The sequence below is a fragment of the Streptomyces tubercidicus genome, assembly GCF_027497495.1.
Lineage (GTDB): Bacteria > Actinomycetota > Actinomycetes > Streptomycetales > Streptomycetaceae > Streptomyces > Streptomyces tubercidicus.
Window position 1 is genome coordinate 2,081,986 of record NZ_CP114205.1, and the last position, 22,249, is coordinate 2,104,234.

Here is a 22,249-nt window from a genome sequence, read left to right on the forward strand (position 1 = left end):
GGCCGCCTGACCGCGCAGGCCGCGCCACACCCCCGGGAGATGACGGGAGGAGTCCGGTGAGCACGCTCAGCAAAGGGATCGAGAAGGTCGAGGTAACGCTCAAGTGGGACCCGAGCCCCGCCGGGACGCCGGACAATGACCTCGACCTCGTCGCGGCGACCTACACGGCCGACGCACCGCACGGCGATCCGGCCTATCTGGTGCACTTCGACAGCCGGTCTCCGGACGGGACCATCACCCTCAACCGGGACAGCAGGACCGGCCAGGGGTTCGGCTTCGACGAGATCATGACGCTGGAGCTGGACCGGCTGGCCGAGACCTACACCCGGGTGATCGTCGGGGTCGCCATCCAGCAGGGCGAGGGCCGCAAGGTCTTCGGCGAGATCGCGAACACCGCCGTACGGATCCGCGAGGGGTACACCGACCTGATGGAGCACGACTTCGCCGACGTCGCGGGGGCGACTGCCGCGACGGTCGCCGAATTCACCCGGGACGAGTCGGGCCAGTGGCGCTTCCGCTCGGCGCTCCGGGGCTTCGACACCGACCCGAACGCGTTCACCGCGGAAATGGGCCGCTGATACGGGCAGCCGCGCGCGTGCGGCTCTCGCTACAGGGCCACCGGGGCCCGGTCCTCAGCCCGCCCGTATGCCGCACTCCCGGTTCCGAAACGCCGAAGAGGGTGCCGACCCATGGTCGGCACCCTCTCACGTGCGGTGTGGCGCCCTCAGCGGCTGAGGCTCAGGGGTGCGTCGGACGCCGTGCCGTTCGTCGTCAGCTGCACCCGCTGGTCGACCCGCAGCCCTCGCACAGGTAGCAGCTGCCGGCCCGCTGCATCTTCGTCCCGCAGGAGAAGCACAGGGGGGCGTCGGCGTTGATGCCCAGCTGCATCTCGACGAGTTCGGCGTTGGTGTGCGCCTGCTTGGGGGCCAGGGCGGCGGCCTCCTCGACGATCTTCGCCGCGGGGGTGGACTCCGTCACCGACTCCGTGCGGAGGGGCGCCGACTGGGCCAGGCCCTCGACGTCGACCTCGTCCTCGGACGGCTCGTACGAACCGGTCTCCAGGTGGCGCTGGCGCTCCTCGACGGAGTGGATGCCGAGCGCCGAGCGGGTCTCGAACGGCAGGAAGTCCAGCGCCAGACGGCGGAAGATGTAGTCGACGATCGACTGGGCCATCCGCACGTCCGGGTCGTCCGTCATACCGGCCGGCTCGAAGCGCATGTTGGTGAACTTCGAGACGTAGGTCTCCAGCGGAACGCCGTACTGGAGGCCCACCGACACCGCGATGGAGAAGGCGTCCATCATGCCCGCGAGGGTCGAACCCTGCTTGGACATCTTCAGGAAGACCTCACCGAGACCGTCGTCCGGGTAGGAGTTGGCGGTCATGTAGCCCTCGGCGCCGCCGACCGTGAAGGAGGTGGTGATACCGGGACGGCCCTTGGGGAGGCGCTTGCGCACCGGGCGGTACTCGACGACCTTCTTCTCGGCGACCGGCTCGGCCTTCTTCTCCTCCTCCTTCTTCTTGGCGGAGAGCGGCTGGCCGACCTTGCAGTTGTCGCGGTAGATCGCCAGCGCCTTCAGGCCGAGCTTCCAGCCCTCGAAGTAGACCTCCTCGATCTCCTCGACGGTGGCCGTCTCCGGGACGTTGACCGTCTTGGAGATCGCACCGGAGAGGAAGGGCTGCGCGGCGGCCATCATGCGCACATGGCCCATGGCGGAGATCGAGCGCACGCCCATGGCGCAGTCGAAGACCTCGTAGTGCTCGGTCTTCAGGGCCGGGGCGTCGACGACATTGCCGTGGTCGGCGATGTGGGCGACGATCGCCTCGACCTGCTCGGGCTGGTAGCCGAGCCGCTTGAGCGCCTTGGGGACCGTGTTGTTCACGATCTGCATGGAGCCGCCGCCGACCAGCTTCTTGAACTTGACCAGCGCCAGGTCCGGCTCGACGCCGGTGGTGTCGCAGTCCATCATCAGGCCGATGGTGCCGGTCGGGGCCAGCACCGACGCCTGGGCGTTGCGGAAGCCATTCTTCTCGCCGAGGCGCACCACGTCCTGCCAGGCCTCGGTCGCCGCCGCCCACACCGGGGTGTCCAGGTCGTCCATGCGCACCGCGGTGCCGTTGGCGTCCGAGTGCTGCTTCATGACGCGCTTGTGGGCCTCGGCGTTACGGGCGTAGCCGTCGTACGGGCCGACGACCGCGGCCAGTTCGGCCGAGCGGCGGTAGGAGGTGCCGGTCATCAGGGAGGTGATGGCACCGGCCAGCGCGCGGCCGCCGTCGGAGTCGTAGGCGTGGCCGGTGGCCATCAGCAGGGCGCCGAGGTTGGCGTAGCCGATGCCCAGCTGGCGGTAGGCGCGGGTGGTCTCGCCGATCTTCTGGGTGGGGAAGTCGGCGAAGCAGATGGAGATGTCCATCGCGGTGATGACCAGCTCGACGACCTTGGCGAAGCGCTCCGCGTCGAAGGACTGGTTACCCAGGTCGTCGTCGCGCAGGAACTTCAGGAGGTTGAGCGAGGCGAGGTTGCACGAGGAGTTGTCCAGGTGCATGTACTCGCTGCAGGGGTTGGACGCGGTGATCCGGCCCGACTCCGGCGAGGTGTGCCAGTGGTTGATGGTGTCGTCGTACTGGATGCCGGGGTCGGCGCACGCCCAGGCGGCCTCCGCCATCTTGCGGAAGAGCCCCTTGGCGTCGACCTGCTCGATGACCTCACCGGTCATCCGGCCGCGCAGCCCGAACTTCGAGCCGGTCTCGACGGCCTTCATGAACTCGTCGTTCACCCGGACCGAGTTGTTGGCGTTCTGGTACTGGACGGACGTGATGTCGTCGCCGCCCAGGTCCATGTCGAAGCCGGCGTCGCGCAGCGCGCGGACCTTCTCCTCTTCCTTCACCTTGGTCTCGATGAAGGCCTCGACGTCCGGGTGGTCCACGTCCAGGACGACCATCTTGGCCGCACGGCGGGTGGCGCCGCCCGACTTGATCGTTCCGGCCGACGCATCGGCGCCGCGCATGAAGGAAACCGGGCCGGAGGCGTTGCCACCGGAGGAGAGCAGCTCCTTGGAGGAGCGGATACGGGAGAGGTTCAGGCCGGCGCCGGAGCCGCCCTTGAAGATCATCCCCTCTTCCTTGTACCAGTCGAGGATCGACTCCATGGAGTCGTCGACGGAGAGGATGAAGCAGGCGCTGACCTGCTGCGGCTGCTGGGTGCCGACGTTGAACCACACCGGCGAGTTGAAGCTGAAGACCTGGTGGAGCAGGGCGTACGCCAGCTCGTGCTCAAAGATCTCGGCGTCCGCCGGGGAGGCGAAGTAGCCGTTCTCCTCGCCGCTCTTCCGGTAGGTCTTGACCACCCGGTCGATGAGCTGCTTGAGGCTCGCCTCACGGGTCGGGGACCCCACCGCGCCACGGAAGTACTTGCTCGTGACGATGTTGACCGCGTTCACCGACCAGAACTCGGGGAACTCGACGCCACGCTGCTCGAAGTTGACCGAGCCGTCGCGCCAGTTGGTCATGACGACGTCGCGAGACGCCCACTCCACCTCGTCGTACGGATGCACGCCGGGCGTGGTGTGGATGCGCTCGATACGCAGACCCTTGCTCGCCTTGCTGCCCTTGGCGCGGGAGCCTCGTGCCGGGCCGCTCGTCGTCTCTGTCATGCCGCCTCCCTGTATACGGGCAAACGCCCATATGTGCGCACGCATTCCGTGGCACGGTGTATGTCTTTCTGCTGCCGGGACGCCCTGCTCTCGCCCCGGTACAGGTCCTGGATGCGCGCCGAGCTCAGTCGGCGGCGGTGGCGGGGACGGGGAGGGCCGGTCCGCCGGCCTCTCCCTCCGTCCCGCATTCCGGTCCGGGCGGTCCTTGCTCGCGCTGCTCCCGCAGCTCGGCGATGGCCGCCTCGAAGTCCTCAAGTGAATCGAAGGCCCGGTAAACGGACGCGAAGCGCAGGTACGCGACCAGGTCGAGTTCCTGCAGCGGGCCCAGTATGGCGAGCCCGACGTCATGGGTGGACAGCTCGGCGCTGCCGGTGGCGCGCACCGCCTCCTCGACCCGCTGGCCGAGCTTGGCGAGGGCGTCCTCGGTGACCGGCCGGCCCTGGCACGCCTTGCGTACTCCCGCGATGACCTTGTTGCGGCTGAAGGGCTCGGTGACCCCGCTCCGCTTGATCACCATCAGTGACGCCGTCTCGATGGTCGTGAAACGGCGGGAGCAGTCGGGGCACTGGCGGCGCCGGCGGATCGCCGTCCCGTCATCGGTGGTGCGGCTGTCGACGACCCGGCTGTCCGGGTGCCTGCAGAAGGGGCAGTGCATGGCTCTCCACCCTCCTCACCCTGTGATATACGGACGTACGTACGCCAACGAGCCCGGCGTACGGCGACAGACCTCCGCCTGGTCCGTACGGGCCCTTCGGAGTAGCCACCAGCATAGGCGATCCCGGACCCTCCGAGGGACCAGGCACCACAACTTCTGGGTGACCGAACGCATCCCACCACAAGATGTGGTGTCGGGCCGCTTACATCTGCCTACCGCGTGTCGCGGCGGAGGCGGGCCGGTCGGTCGCCCATGAGAGTACGGGAAGCCACCCGGCCGGCGGTGCGGCGGGGCCGGGATGACAGAATCGACCGAGTCGGAACGGCCGTCCGCCGAGGCCCCCGCGCGACGGCGGGCCGGCCCGCCGCCCGGCCGGAAAACGGGGTGAACGCACCCCGCCACGGGCCCGAAATATTGCTCGGCCATACACCCAGCCACTTGATCCCGGTAGCCGATCTGCGAATATTTCACTCGAACGTGTGTTTGGCGCAACCTTTCGAAAGCAACTACCGTTGGCTAACTAGGGAGAACATTTCGAGAGGGGCCGACGTGACCACCACCGCAGACAGCGCGACCATCACCGCACAAAGCCACTCCCAGAGCCGGTTCGAGCACCCGCAGAAGGCACAGCGGCCGATGGACGACGCCACGTTGGACTCCGAAGAGCAGAAGCCCGCCCGCGCACTGCCCGGCCGGCCCCCAGGGATCCGCGCCGACAGCTCCGGACTCACCGACCGCCAGCGCCGGGTGATCGAAGTGATCCGGGATTCCGTGCAGCGGCGCGGCTACCCGCCGTCCATGCGCGAGATCGGCCAGGCGGTGGGGCTGTCCAGCACCTCGTCCGTCGCGCACCAGCTCATGGCGCTCGAACGCAAGGGCTTCCTGCGGCGCGACCCGCACCGCCCCCGGGCCTACGAGGTCCGCGGTTCGGACCAGACCAGCACCGCCGCGACGGAGACCGCGGGCAAGCCCGCCGCGTCCTATGTCCCGCTGGTCGGCCGGATCGCCGCCGGTGGCCCGATCCTCGCGGAGGAGTCGGTCGAGGACGTCTTCCCGCTCCCCCGCCAGCTCGTCGGCGACGGCGAACTGTTCGTGCTGAAGGTCGTCGGCGACTCCATGATCGAAGCCGCCATCTGCGACGGCGACTGGGTCACGGTCCGCCGCCAGCCGGTCGCCGAGAACGGGGACATCGTCGCCGCCATGCTGGACGGCGAGGCCACCGTGAAGCGCTTCAAGCGCGAGGACGGCCATGTGTGGCTGCTGCCGCACAACTCCGCGTACCAGCCGATCCCCGGTGACGAGGCGACCATCCTCGGCAAGGTGGTGGCGGTACTGCGCCGCGTCTGACCCACCCCTCACGACCGAGCCCCGGAACCACTGCGCCGGTTCCGGGGCTCTGCGCTGTGCGCCTATGCCGGCGCCGCTCTCGCAGAGCAGGTTGGGGTCCGGTGGGGGTTGCTCACTTGAGGGGTGCGGCGCAACAACCCGGATGGTGCGCCGTCTATGCGTCGGCCTGGGAGGTCTTTGCCGCCGCGTCGATGGCGGCCAGCGAGCGGCGGACCTGATTGCGGTCGGTGGTGTACCAGAACTCGGGCATCGACTTGCGGAGGAAGGAGCCGTAGCGGGCCCGCTCCACCCGTGGGTCGAGGACGGCGACCACACCGCGGTCGCCGGTGGCACGGACCAGACGGCCGGCGCCCTGGGCCATCAGCAGGGCCGCATGGGTCGCCGCGACCGCCATGAAGCCATTGCCGCCGGCCTCCTCCACGGCCTTCTGCCGGGCGCTCATCAGCGGGTCGTCCGGACGCGGGAACGGCACCCGGTCCATCACCACCAGCTGGCAGTTCGGGCCCGGTACATCGACGCCCTGCCAGAGGGAGAGCGTGCCGAACAGGCAGGTACGGGCGTCCTCGGCGAAGGCGCGGATCAGCTCGCCCAGGGTCTCCTCGCCCTGGAGGAGGATCGGCAGGTCCAGACGGCCGCGCAGCTCCTCGGCGGCGGCCTGGGCGGCGCGCATGGAGGAGAACAGGCCGAGGGTGCGGCCGCCCGCCGCCTCGATCAGCTCGGTGAGCTCATCGAGCATGTCCGTACGGCTGCCCTCCCGGCCCGGCTGGGCCAGATGCTTGGCGACGTACAGGATGCCCTGCTTCGAGTAGTCGAAGGGGGAGCCGACGTCCAGGCCCTTCCAGGGCGGGATGTCCTCGCCTTCCGTGCCCTCGGGGGACAGCCCCAGGGAGGCGGCGACGCCGTTGAAGTCGCCGCCCAGTTTGAGGGTGGCGGAGGTGAGGGTCACCGAACGGTCGTCGAAGAGCTTCTCGCGCAGCAGGCCCGAGACGGACAGCGGAGCCACCCGGAGGGACGCGCCGAAGCGGTCATGGCGCTCGTACCAGACCACGTCGTACTCGGAGCCGTTCGCGATGCGCTCGGCGACGGCGTGCACGTTCTCCAGCGAGGCGAGGGCCTGCTTGCGGACGGCGTCCTCGTCCTGGACCGACTTGTCGCGGGTCGAGCCGAGCGCCGAGATGACCGTACGGGCCGCGTCGCGCAGCGCCATCAGGCAGTAGCCGAGGTCCTCGGGGATCTCCTCCAGGCGGCCGGGCAGGGCCAGCTCCATGAGGCGCTCGAAGGTCTCCGAGGCCGTCTGGAGCTGGTCGGCGGCCTTTTCGTTGACGAGCTTGGCGGCCCGGCGGACGGCGCGGTTGACCTGGCCGGGGGTGAGCTCGCCGGTGGCGACGCCGGTGACCCGGGAGACCAGCTCATGGGCCTCGTCGATGATCAGGACCTCGTGCTGCGGGAGGACCGGGGCGCCCTCGATCGCGTCGATGGCGAGCAGCGCGTGGTTGGTGACGACCACATCGGCGAGCTTGGCGCGCTCCCTGGCGGCCTCGGCGAAGCACTCCGCCCCGTAGGCGCACTTCGAGGCGCCCAGGCACTCCCGGGAGGAGACGGACACCTGGCCCCAGGCGCGGTCGGAGACTCCGGGGGTCAGCGCGTCGCGGTCGCCGGTCTCGGTCTCGCCCGCCCAGTCGCGCAGCCGCAGCAGGTCCTTGCCAAGCTTGCTGGTGGGCGTCGCCTGCTCGAACACGTCGAAGAGGCCGTCCTCCTCTTCCTGCGGGACGCCCTCGTTCAGGCGGTGCAGGCACAGGTAATTGGAGCGGCCCTTGAGCATGGCGAACTCGGGGCGGCGGCGCAGCAGCGGATGCAGGGCGTCGACCGTCCGCGGCAGATCGCGCTCGACGAGCTGGCGCTGCAGCGCCAGGGTGGCCGTGGCGACCACCACTCTCTCGCCGTGGGCGAGCGCCGGCACCAGATAGCCGAGGGACTTGCCGGTGCCGGTGCCGGCCTGCACCAGCAGATGGGCCTGGTCGTCCACGGCCCCGGCGACGGCCTCGGCCATCGCCACCTGGCCGGGGCGCTCGGTGCCGCCGACGGCGGTGACGGCGGCGTGGAGCAGATCGGGGAGGGAGGGCTTTGTCATAGCGCTGCAAGCCTACGCGGGACCACTGACAGCCGGGTCCGTCACGGCAGGTGGAGCGGATTGGGGACGGTGCCGTGCACGACCGCGTGCGGGCGGTCGGTGCGGTCCCGGTAGCCGTCCACATGCAGACGGTTGCGATTCAGGCACAGCCGCTCGATCCGCGGGGTGAGCAGGTCGAAGGTCTCGTGGCGCTCCTTGAGAGCGGGGAAACGTTCGTGGTGGCGCAGGATCTCCGCCCGGACGAGTGACCAGAACTCGGCCTCGGGCACGTCCAGTTGGTCCGCGCACAGCGGCGCGAGGTAGCGGAAGACGCCGACGAACAGCCCGGAGTGGATGAACTGGGTGAGAAAGGCGGGCGGTTCGGTCAGCAGCACCGCGCGTACATCGTCCGGCATGGAGTCGTGCTCCGGGAGCGGCCGGGAGCTGGTGTTCACGTCGTCGACGAAGTCCTTGACCGCGAGGCGGGTGGGGACGTCGTGCTCGTCGAAGACGACGATGGCGTTCTCGCCGTGGGGGGAGAAGACCGTGCCGTAGCGGTAGAGGAAGTGCAGCAGCGGCGGCAGCAGCGCGGCGAACAGCCGGACCAGCCAGGCGCGCGGGGCCAGTCCGGAGCGGCGCACCAGCTCGGCGGTCAGAGCGTGGCCGTGGGGGTCGGTCTGCAGCAGCGCGGCCAGGGTGCGGGCGCGTTCGCCGGGGTCCAGCTGGCTGCTGACCGGCTCGCGCCAGATACAGCCGAGCAGCTCCTTGAACTGGTACGGGACGCCGGGCAGCCGGTCGTAGAGCGGGTGCTCGACGGTGACGGACGCGGTCTCGCCGAGCAGGATCACCCGGGTCTCGTCGCGCAGATAGGGGTCGGCGTCACGCAGGCCGTGGACCCAGCGGGTGACGGCGGGCGCGGCGAGGGTGCGTTCGGTGGGAAGACCGCGCCAGACGAGGGTGTTGAGGATGGACAGCGGCAGCTTGACCGTCCGGGCCTCGGGCCGGCTGAGGTTGAGGAAGGTGCGGATCGACTGCTGCGGCAGGCGGAGGTCATTGTCAGTGGGCAGCGCGATGATGGTTCTGTCCGCGAGCTGCGGGGCGAAGAGCGGGGCGATGGTCTCGTCCCATTGCCAGGGGTGCACGGGGAGATAGAGGTAGTCGGCGGGGTCGAGGCCCTCGTCGCTGATGGTGCGGGCGAAGGTGTGGCGGGTGGCGGGGGCGAGTTCCTCGCCGTAGAGACGGTCGGGGGTGGCCAGGGTGGGGATACCGCGGTAGTGGGCGATGCTGTGGTGCGCGGCGAGCCAGGGCAGGCGGCGGGCGGTGCAGGACTCGGGGGCCCAGGTCGCGGCGTCGGTGGCGGAGAAGCCGAGCCGGCCCTTGTTCGCGACGAGCCAGGGGTGGCCGGTCTGGTGGCCTTCGAGGGAGGCGTAGTCCAGGTCGGCGAGTTCGGCGGCGCTGAGCGCGGTGGCGTCGAGGCGGGAGTCGGCGGCGAGGGTGGCGGTCAGCTCGCGGATGAGATGGCCGGTGGTGTCGCCGGACAGGCCCAGCACGGTGTCGTGGGCATGGGTGAGGAAGTGGAAGGGGTCGGTGTCCGGCGTGATCGAATCGGGGTCGACGCGCCAGTGGCCGTAGGCGCCGCGCCGGGCGCGGAAGCGGTAGACGAGGGTGTCGGTGACCGGCAGACGGTATCGGGGGGTGCCGTCGGGGGCGGTGCCGTCGGGCTCGGGGGTGAGGATCTCCTCGTAGGCGAACTCCGCCAGGGTCTTGGCGAAGAGTCGGCGCGCGGCGTGCTGCCAGGCGTGGTGCGAGGGCTGGGGCTCAGGAGACAAGGCGGGACTCCTCGAAGCGGGACCGCCCCGGCTCGTACGGGGGACAACCGGGGCAGCGCGGTGGACGGCGGGCCGGAGCGGGACCGTCGACGGACGGCCCCGGGGTCAGAGCGACTGGCGGGGGGCGCGGTCGCGGATCATCAACGCCGCGCGTTTCGCGGGCAGTTCGATCTCGTCGGCGCAGTGGAACCCCGCGCTCAGGAAGGCCGCGACGGAGGCGGTGTTGCGCAGATCGGGCTCGGCGACGACCCGGGTGCACCGGGGGCGGTGGTCGAGGACGAGATCGGCGGTGGCGCGCAGCAGGAGGGTGCCCAGCCCGCGCCCCCGGTCGGCGGCTCCGCCGATGAGCAGATGGATGCCGGTGTCCTGGGGCCGGGCGGGGTAGTGGCGGGCGAGGGGGTCGAGGTCGGCGCGGTAGATCTCCCAGTAGCTCATCGGGACCCCGGCCAGCACACCGAGGCAGGGCACGCTGCGGCCGTCGCCGTCGAGCTGGCCGCGCAGATGGGCGGCGGTGGTCTCCGGCGGGCCGGCCAGCTCCCAGAAAGCGGCGACGGCCGGGTCGTTCATCCAGCCCGTGATCCGGTCGAGATCGCGGTCCGGCCGTACGGGCACGAGCGTGAACGGCCCGGCGGGCGTCCCGGCCGGTCCCCAGCCCGCCAGGTTGTCGAGCAGCGGGCCGGCGGCCGGGTCGCCCGGGGACGCCGCCGGCGGTGGGCCGCCTTCCGGCAACGCGCCGCATTCCGGCGGGAGTTGACTGCCGCGGGTGTCGTCGGAGCTGTAGCAGAGGCCGGGGTCGGTGGGTGGCACGGCGACGCTCTCCTCTCGTGGCCGCGTGCCGCGTGGCCGTATGGGTCGCGGGGCGCCGGCGCCGGGGACGGGATGCGGGGGTGTGCTGTCGGGGGTCGCGGTGGGCGGCTACGGGGCGAGCGGGTTGGGCAGGGTGACGTAGACGGACTGGGTTTCGACCGGGCCGACGAGTTCGTCCAGGCCGTGCAGCCGGGTCGCCAGATTGGCCTTGCAGCGCAGGGTGCGGGCGGCCAGCAGCTGTTCCGGGAGCGGCGAGCGGTGTGCCCGGGGGGCCGCGGCGGCGTCGGCGAGGAAGCGGCGGAAGGCGGCGAGCAGGATCTCCTCACGGACCAGGCGCTGGGAGCCGAAGGCCCCGATGAGGCCGAGGACGTTGTTGATGCCGAGGTAATAGGCGAAGCGTTCGTCGGTGACGTCGTCGGCGACGAAGCTGTCACTGGCCGCGCCGATGCCGGGCAGCCGTCGTTCCAGTTCGGCGCGGCGCGAGGTGCGGAAGTAGTAGCCCTGGTTGTCGCGGTAGCGGCCGCCGACCGGCCAGCCGTCGGGGTCCAGCAGCACCACGGTGTTCTGCTGGTGGGCCTCCAGCACGACCCCGGCCGTGCCGTCGAGCCACAGCACGGGCCGGACGACCGCTTCGAGGTAGCGCAGGAACCACTCGGTGGCCACCGCGCCCAGGGGGCGGCCGGTGCGGGCGCCGAGTGTGCCGACGAGCTCTTCGAGCCGGGAGCGCACGCCGGAGCGGCCGGGCCAGGGCCGGGGGGAGGTGAGACCGGCGATGCAGACCGCGTCGTCGGTGGTGCTGAAGGGGTTGTGGCGGATGACGACATCGAGGCCCTGGACGGGTGCGCCGTCGGGGCCGTCGACGGCGAGATAGGCCGGGTCGCGGACGATGTCGAAGCCGGGGTGGACGGTCTGCCACTGCTTGGCGAGGCCGGTGCGCAGCAGCCGGTGCACCTCGACACCGCGGGCCAGTTCCTTACGGAGGTTCTCCCGGCGGGAGTTGGTGATGCGCAGCCCGAGGGAGAGCTTGAGCATGGCGTTCGCGTCGGGGCGGTAGACCGTGCGGACGGAGGAGGTGGGGTGCCAGAGCGGGCCGTGGGCGCCGAGGTCGTGCAGCAGCCCGTCCTCGCGGAGCGCGGTGAGGTCGGGGCGGCCGGCGAGTTCCCTGGCCTGCCAGGGGTGCAGCGGCAACGGCACGGTGTCGTCGGGGAGTTGGCAGCCGCTGCCCGCGAAGCGCCGGGTGAGCTGCTCGGCCGGTACGGGCTTGCCGCGTTCGGTCCAGGCGGAGTCGGCGGCCAGGACGGAGCGGTGCACGGCGATCCAGTGCAGCGGGAAGGCGCCGCGCAGTTCGGGCGAATAGGCGCGGGTCTCCGCCTCGGAGAGACCTTCGCGGCTCTTGGGTGTGGGGTGCAGCGGGTGGCCCAGGAGGAGGGACTGTTCGGCTTCGAGGAAGAGGGCGCCGTGGTCGTCGGCGGGCCGGGCGCGCCGGTCGGTGAGGAAGGTGGCGACATTGCGGACGGAGTTGGCGACCCGGCCGACGAGTTCGGCGCCGTCGCCGTCCGGCGCCTGCTGCGGCGTGCCGTCCGGCTCCGGCCGCTCCCCGCCGTCCGCCACGGGCCGCTCCCCGGCGTCCGCCACGCGGTGCTCGCCGCCGTCGGACGCCCGCCGGTCGCCGTGCGCGGCCTCCCGGCGCAGCAGCGCGGCGAGGGTGACGGCGTCCAGCGGGGCGGCACCGGCCGGGGCGCCTTCGAGGGTAGGGGCGCCCAGGCGGTGCCAGCCCGTGGGCGACCAGTAGCGGACGGGGACGATCAGGGCGCTCGCGGCGGCCCGCAGCGGGAGGCGCAGCCGGCCGTCGGCGGGGTGGTGGGTGCCGCTCTCCCGGAGCCAGCAGCGCAGCAGATGCTCGATGCCCGCGGCGTCGGCGGCGACCGCCGGATCCGGGTGGTCGAGCGGGTCGTGGTCACCGGCGCGGGCGCGGTCGTGCGGGCCGGTGGTGCCCTGGAGGACGGGCCGCTCGGGGAAGTCGTGGGGCTGCTGGTGGCAGGTCCCGTCCGCGGCCCGCCGCTGCTGGCGGGGCACCGACTCGATGGTGCCCGCGCCCTGGTGGGCGGGGATGCGCTCGGCGGGCTGACCGCCGTCGGGGCGTTCGTTCATGGGGTGGTGCCTCGCAGTGTCGTGGGGGACGAGCCCATCGGCCCGGGGGTGGTGCGGACCGCCGCCGTGATGGCGTCGGCGAGGCGGTCGAGGATCGCGTCCGCCTGTTCGTCGGTAATGGTCAGGGGTGGCAGCAGCCGGACGACGGCGGAGTGCCGGCCGCCCAGTTCGACGATCAGGCCGCGGTCCAGGCAGGCGTCCCGGACGGCGGCGGCGAGTTCGGGGGCGGCGGGTCGGGCGCCCGTGGCATCGGCGTCGGCGTCGCGGTCGACGAGTTCGACGCCGAGCATCAGACCGCGGCCGCGGACGTCGCCGATGCAGTCATGGGCGGCGGCGAGGGCGGTGAGCCGGGCGAGCATCCGGGCGCCGAGCTCCCCGGCCCGCCGGTCGAGACCGTTGGCGCGGACGTAGGCGAGGGTGGCGGCACCGGCGGCCATGGCGAGCTGGTTGCCGCGGAAGGTGCCGGCGTGGGCACCCGGCTGCCAGGCGTCCAGTTCCCCGCGGTAGACGATCACGGCGAGCGGCAGGCTGCCGCCGATCGCCTTCGACAGCACGATCACATCGGGCACGATGCCGCTGTGGTCCACCGCCCAGAAGGCGCCGGTGCGGCCGACGCCGGTCTGCACCTCGTCCACGATCAGCGGGATCTGCCGGGCGGCGGTGATCTCCCGCATCCGCCGCAGCCAGCCGTCCGGTGCCGGGATCACCCCGCCCTCGCCCTGGACGGGTTCCAGGATCATCCCGGCCGGGCGGGGCACCCCGCTCTTGTGGTCGTCGAGGAGGTTCTGGGTCCAGCGCGCGGCGAGTTCGGCGCCGCGATCGCCGCCGGTCCCGAAGGGGCAGCGGTAGTCGTACGGATAGGGCAGCCGGGCCACGCTGGTGTGCTGCGCTCCCCCGGAAGCAGCGAGGGCCTCCGAGGTCATGCCGTGGTAGGCGCCGGAGAAGGCCATCAGACCGTCCCGCCCGGTCGCGGTGCGGACGAGTTTGAAGGCGGCTTCGACGGCGTCCGTGCCGGCCGGGCCGCAGAACTGGATGCGCCCCTTTTCGGCCAACTCTCCGGGCAGCGTGGCGAAGAGCTCGGTGGTGAAGGCGTCCTTGACGGGCGTGGCCAGGTCGAGGACGTGCAGGGGGGCGCCGGAGTCGAGGACCGTGCGGATCGCTTCGAGCACCACCGGGTGGTTGTGGCCGAGGGCCAGGGTGCCGGCGCCGGAGAGACAGTCGAGATAGCGCCGGCCGTCGGCGCCTTCGATGGTGAGCCCGCGGGCGCGCACCGGGACGATGGGCAGCGAGCGCGCGTAGGTGCGGGCGGCGGACTCACGCAGGGACTGACGGCGCAGGATCCCCTCGTGGGCCGGCGCGGCCGGCACGGTTTCGGTCAACGCCACGGCAGTTGTGTCCTCCTGCTGGTGAGCTGCGGAAGGCCGCGGGCCCCGCGAAGGGCCCGGCCGTCCCCCGTCCGTACCAACGACGACGGCGACCCGAGATCACGGTTGCCGCCAAGATCCCTTGGCGGCCGGGAACCGGGGACCCGAGTACCGCCGTCCCCATCGTCACCGGCATAGTGGGGTGTTGCGCCGGGATCTTGAGGTTCATGACAAAGACCGGACCCGCGCGGAACCAGCTCATGTCACACCGGCTCCGTCCGATTCACCAGGGGGAACTCACCCATGCGATCCATACGTCGGCCAGTCCTGGCCGCCGCCGCTCTCACCGCCGTGCTGGCGCTGACCGCCACCGGCTGCGGGCCGGAGGGGGACAACGCGAACGCCAAGCCCAGCCAGGCCGCCGGCCAGGAGGGCGGGGGTGACTTCAAGATCCCTCAGGAGATCCAGGACAAGCTCAGGGAACACGGCGTCGACCTGGACAAGTGGAAGAACGGCGAGTGGAAGAACTGGGACCGGGACAAGTGGCTCCGCGAGGCCGGGGAGTTCATCAACCCGATCATCAAGGACTTCTGGGACAAGGACAAGATCGACCAGGTCAAGCCGCCCCAGGACCCCAGCAAGCCTGAGGACATCTCGGAGGACCAGGGGAAGACCGACCCCGAGCCCGCCGCCGTCCCGGCTCAGGCCGTCAAGACCCCGTACGACTCCACCGCCCCCGGCGTGGGCCTGCTGCTGTTCAGCACCCCCAAGGGCGAGTCGCGCTGCTCCGCCACCGTCGTGAAGGACCCGGCGCACCCCGGTAAGTCCAACCTCGTGTGGACCGCGGCGCACTGTGTGCACGCCGGCAAGAGCGGCGGCTGGTACCGCAACATGATGTTCGTGCCGAACTTCAACAAGACCGGCGGTTCCGCGGGCGAGTTGAAGAACAAGCCCTTCGAGGACCGGGTCCCGGCGGGCAAGTGGTGGGCGGACGACATGGCGACGTCCCAGCAGTGGATCAAGGCCGGGGGCGCCGTTCCGGGTGTCCCGATGGCTCCGTACGACTACGCGCTGATGCATGTGAAGCCTGAGCAGAGCACCGGCGGCAAGTCGCTGGAGGAGATGGCCGGCGGCGCCTACAAGGTCGACTTCAACGCCCCCGCGATGGCCAAGATCCCGAGCCTGACCGCGCAGGGCTACCCGGCCGAGCCGCCGTTCGACGGTGCGGCGCAGCAGCAGTGCACCGACAAGCCGACCCGGCTGTCGATGGACGCCCGGAAGCCGACCATGTACCGGATCGGCTGCACCATGACCGGTGGTTCCTCCGGTGGCCCCTGGTTCGCCAAGGGCTCGGACGGCAAGCCGGAGCTGATCTCCAACATGTCGATGGGGCCGCGCCCGGCCCGCTGGTCGGCCGGTCCGCACCTGGGCCCCGAGGCCAAGACGCTGTTCGACAACATGAGCAAGAAGTGGGCGAGCAAGCAGTAGTCGCGTGAGGTGGGTGGTGCCCGGAAGGCACCACCCACACACCGCCCATGGACACGACGAAGGCCCGCTCCCGGTCTCCCGGGGGCGGGCCTTCGGTCGCTGTGCTGCCGGCCCGTCAGGCGGCCGGTACGAACGGCTGGAACTCGGCGGCCAGCTCCGCGTGCACCCGCGCCTTGAGGACCGTGCCCTCCGCGGTGTGCTCCTCGGAGATGACCTCGCCCTCGGCATGGGCGCGCGAGACCAGGGCGCCCTGGGTGTAGGGCACCAGTACCTCGATCTCGACCTGCGGCCGGGGAAGTTCCTCGTCGAGCAGGGTCAGCAGCTCTTCCATGCCCTGGCCCGTACGGGCCGAGACGGCGAGGGCGTGCTTCTCCTGGCGCAGCAGTCGCTGGAGCACCAGCGGATCGGCCGCGTCGGCCTTGTTGACGACCACGATCTCGGGCACGTCCGTCGCGCCCACGTCGCGGATCACCTCGCGGACCGCGGCCAGCTGCTCCTCCGGCACCGGGTGCGAGCCGTCGACCACATGCAGGATGAGATCGGAGTCGCCGACCTCCTCCATCGTGGAGCGGAACGCCTCGACGAGGTGATGCGGGAGGTGGCGGACGAAGCCGACGGTGTCGGCGAGGGTGTAGAGCCGCCCGCTGGGTGTCTCGGCCCGCCGGACGGTCGGGTCCAGGGTGGCGAACAGGGCGTTCTCCACCAGGACACCGGCGCCGGTCAGGCGGTTGAGCAGGGAGGACTTTCCGGCGTTGGTGTAGCCGGCGATGGCGACCGAGGGGACCTTGTTGCGCCGGCGTTCCTGGCGCTTGATGTCCCGGCCGGTCTTCATCTCCGCGATCTCCCGGCGCATCTTCGCCATCTTCTCGCGGATCCGCCGCCGGTCCGTCTCGATCTTGGTCTCACCGGGGCCACGGGTGGCCATACCGCCGCCCGCCGAACCGGAGCCACCGCCACCCATCTGCCGGGACAGCGACTGACCCCAGCCGCGGAGCCGCGGGAGCATGTACTGCATCTGCGCCAGCGAGACCTGCGCCTTGCCCTCCCGGGACTTGGCGTGCTGGGCGAAGATGTCGAGGATCAGGGCGGTCCGGTCGACCACCTTGACCTTGACGACATCCTCAAGGTGGATCAGCTGGCCCGGGGAGAGCTCACCGTCACACACCACGGTGTCCGCCCCGGATTCGAGCACGATGTCCCGCAGCTCCAGCGCCTTGCCCGAGCCGATATACGTGGCCGGGTCGGGCTTGTCGCGGCGCTGGATGACGCCGTCGAGCACCATCGCACCGGCGGTCTCGGCGAGGGCGGCGAGCTCGGCGAGCGAGTTCTCCGCCTCCTGGACAGTGCCCGTCGTCCAGACACCGACGAGCACCACCCGCTCCAGACGGAGCTGTCGGTACTCGACCTCGGTGACGTCTTCGAGTTCGGTGGAAAGGCCCGCTACGCGGCGTAGTGCGGCACGTGCCGAGCGGTCGTACTGGTCGCCGTCACGCTCCCCGTCGATCTCGTGGCTCCAGGCGACGTCCTCTTCCATCAGGGCGTTGGCCCGAAGGCTCTCGGGGAGGCGCTGCCGGTCCTGCGGAAGGGAAGAAGAGGAGGTCATTTGATCCTTCGCGTCGTTGGGAAGCCCGCACGGGGACCTTTCGGTCCCACCGGGACTGTCGTCTGGGCGACCGTCGCGGTGGACCCGCGGCCGTCGCTGATGTCAACGTCCGAGCCGTCCGGGAGATTCCCGGGCCGGGCCGGTGCCGACCTGACGATGGTCCCACGACCGGAGAGGGCCGTCACGCGGGTTTCCGGTGCTGTGCGGCGTTCCCCTTGGGTCCCCCGGGGGTCGGCGCGGCCCCCTTGGCGCCGTGGCCGGGGGCGGCTCCGTTGGCGCCGGGCTTGTCCCCGCCCTTCTTGGGCTGCCATTGCGGGCGTCCCGGCATCGGCGGGGTGCGCTCGCCGTAGAGCCATCCCTGGAAGAAGGCGGTGAGGTCCTCACCGGCGACCTGGGAGGACAGCTGGATGAAGTCCCCGGTGCCGGCGACACCGTCGCGGTGCCGGGACACCCACTCGCGTTCGATCCGGTCGAAGGCGGCGGGGCCGATCTTCTGCCGCAGGGCGTAGAGCACCAGCGCACTGCCGTCGTAGACGACCGGGCGGAAGATGCTGATCTTTTCCCCCGGGTCGGGGGCCTTGGGGGCGGCGGGCGGCCCGCCCTCGGCGCGCCAGCCGTCGGACTGCTCGTAGGCGCGCCGCATCCGGGTCTCCAGAGATGCCCGCCGGTGGTCGCCCTTCTCCTGGGCGTAGAGGGCCTCGTACCAGGTGGCATGGGCCTCGTTGAGCCAGACGTCGGACCAGCGGCGCGGGCTGACGCTGTCGCCGAACCACTGGTGGGCCAGCTCGTGCACCATCACGGACTCGACGTACCAGTTGGGCAGCTGGTGGGTGGTGAACAGGGCCTTCTCGAAGAGCGACAGGGTCTGGGTCTCCAGCTCGAAGCCGGTCCTGGCGTTGGCGATCAGCACCCCGTACGCCTCGAAGGGGTACGGACCGACCTTGCGCTCCATCCAGGCCACGTGGCCCGGGGTCTTGGCCAGCCAGGGCGCCAGGGCGGCACGGTCCGCGGTCGGTACGACATCGCGGAGCGGCAGGCCGTGCGGCCCGTGGCGGAGCAGCACGCTGGACTTCCCGATGGAGACCTGCGCCAGCTCGGTGGCCATGGGGTGGTCCGTGCGGTAGGTCCAGGTGCGGCGCCCCGCGCGGGTGCCGGGGCGCAGCGGCAGTCCGTTGGCGACGGCGGTCAGCTGCTGGGGAGCGGTGATGTGGAAGGTGAAGAGCGCCTTGTCGGAGGGGTGGTCGTTGCAGGGGAAGACCCGGTGCGCGGCGTCGGCCTGGTTGGCCATCGCCAGCCCGTCGTGGGTGCGGATCCAGCCGCCGTTTCTCTTGCCGCCGGGGTTGCTGGTGTGCTCGATGGCGATCTTCAGTTCCTGGCCCTGGGAGATGTGGAAGGCCGGGGTGAGCACCAGGTCCTCGCCGTGCTGCTCGTACCGGGCTGCCAGGCCGCCGATCTTCACGGAGCGTACGGCGCCGTGGGCGAAGTCGAGGTTGAGGTGGTCGAGCTCGTCGTTGGCGCGGGCGGTGATCTCGGTGGTGGCGTTCATCGGCCGGTCGTTGTGGCCGGAGTAGTCCAGGGAGACGTCGTAGGACGTGACGTCGTAGCCGGTGTTGCCGAGGGTGGGGAAGAGACGGTCACCGAGGCCCTGCGGCCCCACGGCCGGCGGCTCGGCCACGCCGAGGGCGGCCAGGGCGGCCAGCCCGAGGACGGCGGCCCGCAGACCGGTGCGCCGGCCCCGCCCGCTCGGGCCACGGGGCTGGGCGGGAACGGGGCGGTCGGGGTCGCGGGACGGGCGGCGCAAGGGAAGGGACATGAACTACGGCTACCAACGCGGCCCCCTCCCCCGCGGGTCAGGGGGCAAACGGCACCCGAACGGGCGGCGGATCGTGCACCCGTCTTACGCCGCCGGACGGAGCGAGTTCCCGACGGGGCGTCAGCTGCCGGGCCCCGGGCCCTTCAAGGACGCAGCGCCGCGGGCTGCCGGGCCCGGCCGGCGCGCAACACGTCGAAGACGCCGGGCACTTGGCGCATGGCGCGCATCAGGGACGGCAGCCCGGCGGCGTTGGGCAGATGCAGCGTGTAGGTGTGGCGGACCCGCTGTTCGTGTGGGGGTTCGACGGCGGCCGACACCACGGCGGCGCCCTGGGAGGCGATCACTTCGGTGAGGTCGGCCAGCAGCTGCGGCCGGCAGAATGCCTCGGCCAGGAGGGTGACCCGGCAGCCGTGGCCCCCCTGGCCGGCGCCGCGCCAGCGCACGCCGACCGGCTGCCGGCCGGTGGCCGCCATCCGCGCCACGACGGGGCACAGGGCGCGGTGCACGGTGACCGTGCCGCCGCGTACCGCGAAGCCGGTGACGGCGTCCGGCGGCACCGGGGTGCAGCAGCCGGCCAGCCGGACAGCCGCGCCCGGCAGATCCGCCACCGCGAGGACCGAGGCGGGCGCGACGGGGTCCGCACCGGGGTGGTCGGGCTCCGTGGCGCGGCGGTCCGGGACGGCCGCGGTGAGCCCCTCGCGGGGGCCTGCCGGGCGGGCACAGGACTCCCCCGGCCCGGCCAGCCACCGGCCGATGGCGAGCCGGGCGGCGGGCGTACGGGCGTGCTCCAGCCATTCGGGCGAGGGGCCGGCCGCGGGGTCCGGCGCCATCAGCAGCTGCAGGCTGTCGCCGTCGTGCAGGACCGTGGCGAGGGTGGCGAGCCGGCCGTTGACGCGCGCGCCGATGCAGCAGTGCGCCGCCTCGCCGTGCCGTTCGTAGGCGGCGTCCACGCAACTCGCCCCGGCGGGCAGACCGATGACACCCCCTGTGCCGTCCGGCGGGGCGTCGGTGCAGAAGACGGTGATCTCCCGGTCCTGGGCGAGATCGTCCCGCAGTGAGGTCCAGAACGTGTCCGGGTCGGGGGTGGTGCGCTGCCACTCCAGCAGCCGGGAGAGCCATCCGGGGCGGGTCGGGTCGGCCCGCTCGCCCTCGGGGGCGTCCACGCCGTCCGTGGGGGCGTAGGGGTTGCCGAGCGCGATCACCCCGGCCTCGGCGACCCGGTGCATCTGGTGCGTACGGATCAGGGTCTCGGCTACCTCGCCGGACGGGCCGGTGACCGCGGTGTGCAGCGACTGGTAGAGGTTGAACTTGGGGGCCGCGATGAAGTCCTTGAACTCGGAGATCACCGGGGTGAAGCAGGTGTGCAGCTCACCGAGGACGGCGTAACAGTCGGCGTCCTCGGCGACCAGCACCAGCAGCCGCCCCAGGTCGGCACCGGTCAGCGCCCCGCGCGCCAGGCGCACCCGGTGGACGGAGACGAAGTGCCGGGACCGGACGAGAACTTCGGCGTCGATACCGGCCTCGTCGAGGACCGTGCGCACCCGCTGCGCGAGGGCGGCGAGCGGATCGGGCCGGGCGGAGTACTCCATGACCAGGGCCCGGGTGGTGGCGTACTCCTCGGGATGCAGGATCGCGAAGACCAGGTCCTCCAGCTCGGCCTTCAGCGCCTGGACGCCGAGGCGTTCGGCGAGCGGGATCAGCACATCGCGGGTCACCTTGGCGATCCGGGCCTGCTTCTCGGGGCGCATCACGCCGAGGGTGCGCATGTTGTGCAGCCGGTCGGCGAGCTTGATCGACATCACCCGGACGTCATTGCCGGTCGCCACCAGCATCTTGCGGAAGGTCTCCGGTTCGGCGGCCGCGCCGTAGTCGACCTTCTCCAGTTTGGTGACCCCGTCGACGAGATAGCAGACCTCGGCGCCGAACAGCTCCCGCACCTGATCCAGCGTCACTTCCGTGTCCTCGACGGTGTCGTGGAGCAGGGAGGCGGTCAAGGTCGTGGTCTCCGCGCCGAGTTCGGCGAGGATGAGGGTCACCGCGAGCGGGTGGGTGATGTACGGCTCGCCGCTCTTGCGCAGCTGGCCGCGGTGCGAGGACTCGGCGAGCAGATAGGCCCTGGTGAGGGTGTCCAGGTCGGCGTCGGGGTGGTGGCCGCGGTGCACCTTGGCGACGTGTTCGAGGGCGTGCGGGAGGCCGTCGCGCGGGTCCGCGCCGAGCAGTGCGGCGCGGCCGATGCGGCGCAAACCTCTGAGTTCCAGTCTGCGGCGGCCGCGCTTGCGGCCCGCTGCTCCAGGATTACCAGGGTTAGTGGCCTCTGCGCTCATGGGCACCTCCGGCAGCGTCGACCGGCGGTGGGGCGCGTCAGTTCGGGCGTCCGGGCCGGTGCTTGATGCTACCGAGCCCATCACGCACCGCTGTCCGCCTCTCGCTCAGCGTGAAGCGGATCACCCGTTCGAGCGAATCTTTTGGCCGGAACCCTCCTCGGAGCGGGCCCGGGGCCCGGTACGGCGGCGGCGCGCGTCAGGCGAGCGCGGCGGCCAGCCAGGCGGCGTCGAAGGTGCCCTCGGCGACGATCTCGGCCGGGCCGGTCATCTCGACCGTGCCGTCGGGGCGCTCGGTGATCGAGAGGCTGCCGCCGAGCACATCGACCCGGTATGTGGCGGGCGTACCGGTCTCCGCGGGGTCCAGACCGTCCCGGCGGGCGGTGGCGACGGCGACCGCGCAGGCGCCGGTGCCGCAGGAGCGGGTCTCGCCCGAGCCGCGTTCGTGCACCCGCATCGCCACATGGCGCGGCCCGCGGTCGACGACGAACTCGACGTTCACGCCGTCGGGATAAACCGACGCTGGGCTGAACGGCGGTACGGCCAGCAGGTCACCGGCGTGGGCCAGATCCTCGACAAAGGCGACCGCGTGCGGATTGCCCATGTTCACGTTGCGGGCCGGCCAGCTGCGGCCGCCGAGGGTGACGACGACGCCCTCCGCGGGGAGTTCGGCCCGGCCCATGGAGACCGTGACATCGCCGGTCTTGGCGAGGTGCACACGGCGTACGCCGGCGCGGGTGGCGATCGCGAGGTCACCGGCCTCGACCAGACCGGCGTGCAGCAGATAGCGGGCGAAGACGCGGACGCCGTTGCCGCACATCTCGGCGATCGAGCCGTCGCCGTTGCGGTAGTCCATGAACCACTCGGCCTCGTCGGCCAGGTCGCGCGCCTCGGGGTGCGCGGCGGAGCGTACGACGCGCAGCAGGCCGTCGCCGCCGAGACCGGCCCGCCGGTCGCAGATCCTGGCGACGGCGGTCGCGGACAGATCGAGCCGGCCGTCCGGGTCGGGGACGATCACAAAGTCGTTCTCGGTGCCGTGGCCCTTGAGGAAGGCGAGGCGCTGCGTGCTGGTCACTGTTGCATCGTACGGGGAGGGTGGGGGTGTGGGGGTAC

General features: G+C 71.6%; 14 protein-coding genes. 3 read left to right on the forward strand and 11 right to left on the reverse strand.

Annotation, left to right across the window (positions count from 1 at the left end):
- The first annotated feature begins 56 nt into the window (after nt 1–56).
- Nucleotides 57–578: a TerD family protein gene (locus STRTU_RS08810; protein WP_159743030.1), complete on the forward strand. Its 522-nt coding sequence runs from the start codon at nt 57–59 to the stop codon at nt 576–578.
- A gap of 193 nt (nt 579–771) precedes the next feature.
- Here the strand turns inward: STRTU_RS08810 and STRTU_RS08815 are convergent, their stop codons facing one another.
- Nucleotides 772–3,648 (reverse strand): vitamin B12-dependent ribonucleotide reductase, encoded by a 2,877-nt coding sequence (locus STRTU_RS08815; protein WP_159743031.1) that lies wholly within the window; start codon nt 3,646–3,648, stop codon nt 772–774.
- A 124-nt stretch (nt 3,649–3,772) separates the two neighbouring features.
- Nucleotides 3,773–4,303: a transcriptional regulator NrdR gene (gene nrdR, locus STRTU_RS08820; RefSeq protein WP_159743032.1), complete on the reverse strand. Its 531-nt coding sequence runs from the start codon at nt 4,301–4,303 to the stop codon at nt 3,773–3,775.
- A 549-nt stretch (nt 4,304–4,852) separates the two neighbouring features.
- Here nrdR and lexA point away from each other — a divergent pair.
- Entirely contained in the window at nt 4,853–5,650 is a 798-nt protein-coding gene (gene lexA / locus STRTU_RS08825) for a transcriptional repressor LexA (RefSeq protein ID WP_159743033.1), read from the forward strand.
- Nucleotides 5,651–5,804: 154 nt separating this feature from the next.
- On the opposite strand, the gene STRTU_RS08830 is transcribed toward lexA, so the two are convergent.
- The 5 genes from STRTU_RS08830 to STRTU_RS08850 form a co-directional block, all read right to left on the reverse strand.
- Entirely contained in the window at nt 5,805–7,781 is a 1,977-nt protein-coding gene (locus STRTU_RS08830; protein WP_159743034.1) for an ATP-dependent DNA helicase, read from the reverse strand.
- 41 nt (nt 7,782–7,822) lie between these two features.
- Entirely contained in the window at nt 7,823–9,589 is a 1,767-nt protein-coding gene (locus tag STRTU_RS08835; RefSeq protein WP_159743035.1) for an IucA/IucC family protein, read from the reverse strand.
- Between the two features lie 105 nt (nt 9,590–9,694).
- The gene (locus STRTU_RS08840; RefSeq protein ID WP_159743036.1) at nt 9,695–10,396 is read right to left on the reverse strand and encodes a GNAT family N-acetyltransferase; all 702 of its coding nucleotides are present in this window, start codon (nt 10,394–10,396) and stop codon (nt 9,695–9,697) included.
- A 108-nt stretch (nt 10,397–10,504) separates the two neighbouring features.
- Nucleotides 10,505–12,547 (reverse strand): IucA/IucC family protein, encoded by a 2,043-nt coding sequence (locus STRTU_RS08845; protein WP_159743037.1) that lies wholly within the window; start codon nt 12,545–12,547, stop codon nt 10,505–10,507.
- Entirely contained in the window at nt 12,544–13,932 is a 1,389-nt protein-coding gene (locus tag STRTU_RS08850) for a diaminobutyrate--2-oxoglutarate transaminase family protein (protein WP_159743038.1), read from the reverse strand. The genes STRTU_RS08845 and STRTU_RS08850 overlap by 4 nt, the downstream gene beginning before the upstream one ends.
- A gap of 282 nt (nt 13,933–14,214) precedes the next feature.
- Here STRTU_RS08850 and STRTU_RS08855 point away from each other — a divergent pair, with 282 nt between their 5' ends.
- A complete protein-coding gene (locus tag STRTU_RS08855; protein ID WP_159743039.1) occupies nt 14,215–15,399 on the forward strand; it encodes a trypsin-like serine peptidase in 1,185 nt (394 codons plus the stop codon).
- Nucleotides 15,400–15,514: 115 nt separating this feature from the next.
- Here STRTU_RS08855 and hflX read toward each other — a convergent pair whose 3' ends face one another.
- The 4 genes from hflX to dapF form a co-directional block, all read right to left on the reverse strand.
- On the reverse strand, nt 15,515–17,002 hold the full coding sequence (gene hflX, locus STRTU_RS08860; protein WP_159743040.1) for a GTPase HflX: 1,488 nt from the start codon (nt 17,000–17,002) through the stop codon (nt 15,515–15,517).
- Nucleotides 17,003–17,183: 181 nt separating this feature from the next.
- A complete protein-coding gene (locus STRTU_RS08865; protein ID WP_159743041.1) occupies nt 17,184–18,815 on the reverse strand; it encodes a M1 family metallopeptidase in 1,632 nt (543 codons plus the stop codon).
- A gap of 143 nt (nt 18,816–18,958) precedes the next feature.
- Nucleotides 18,959–21,139 (reverse strand): RelA/SpoT family protein, encoded by a 2,181-nt coding sequence (locus STRTU_RS08870; protein WP_159743042.1) that lies wholly within the window; start codon nt 21,137–21,139, stop codon nt 18,959–18,961.
- Nucleotides 21,140–21,335: 196 nt separating this feature from the next.
- A complete protein-coding gene (dapF, locus tag STRTU_RS08875) occupies nt 21,336–22,211 on the reverse strand; it encodes a diaminopimelate epimerase (protein WP_159743043.1) in 876 nt (291 codons plus the stop codon).
- Between the last annotated feature and the right edge of the window lie 38 nt (nt 22,212–22,249).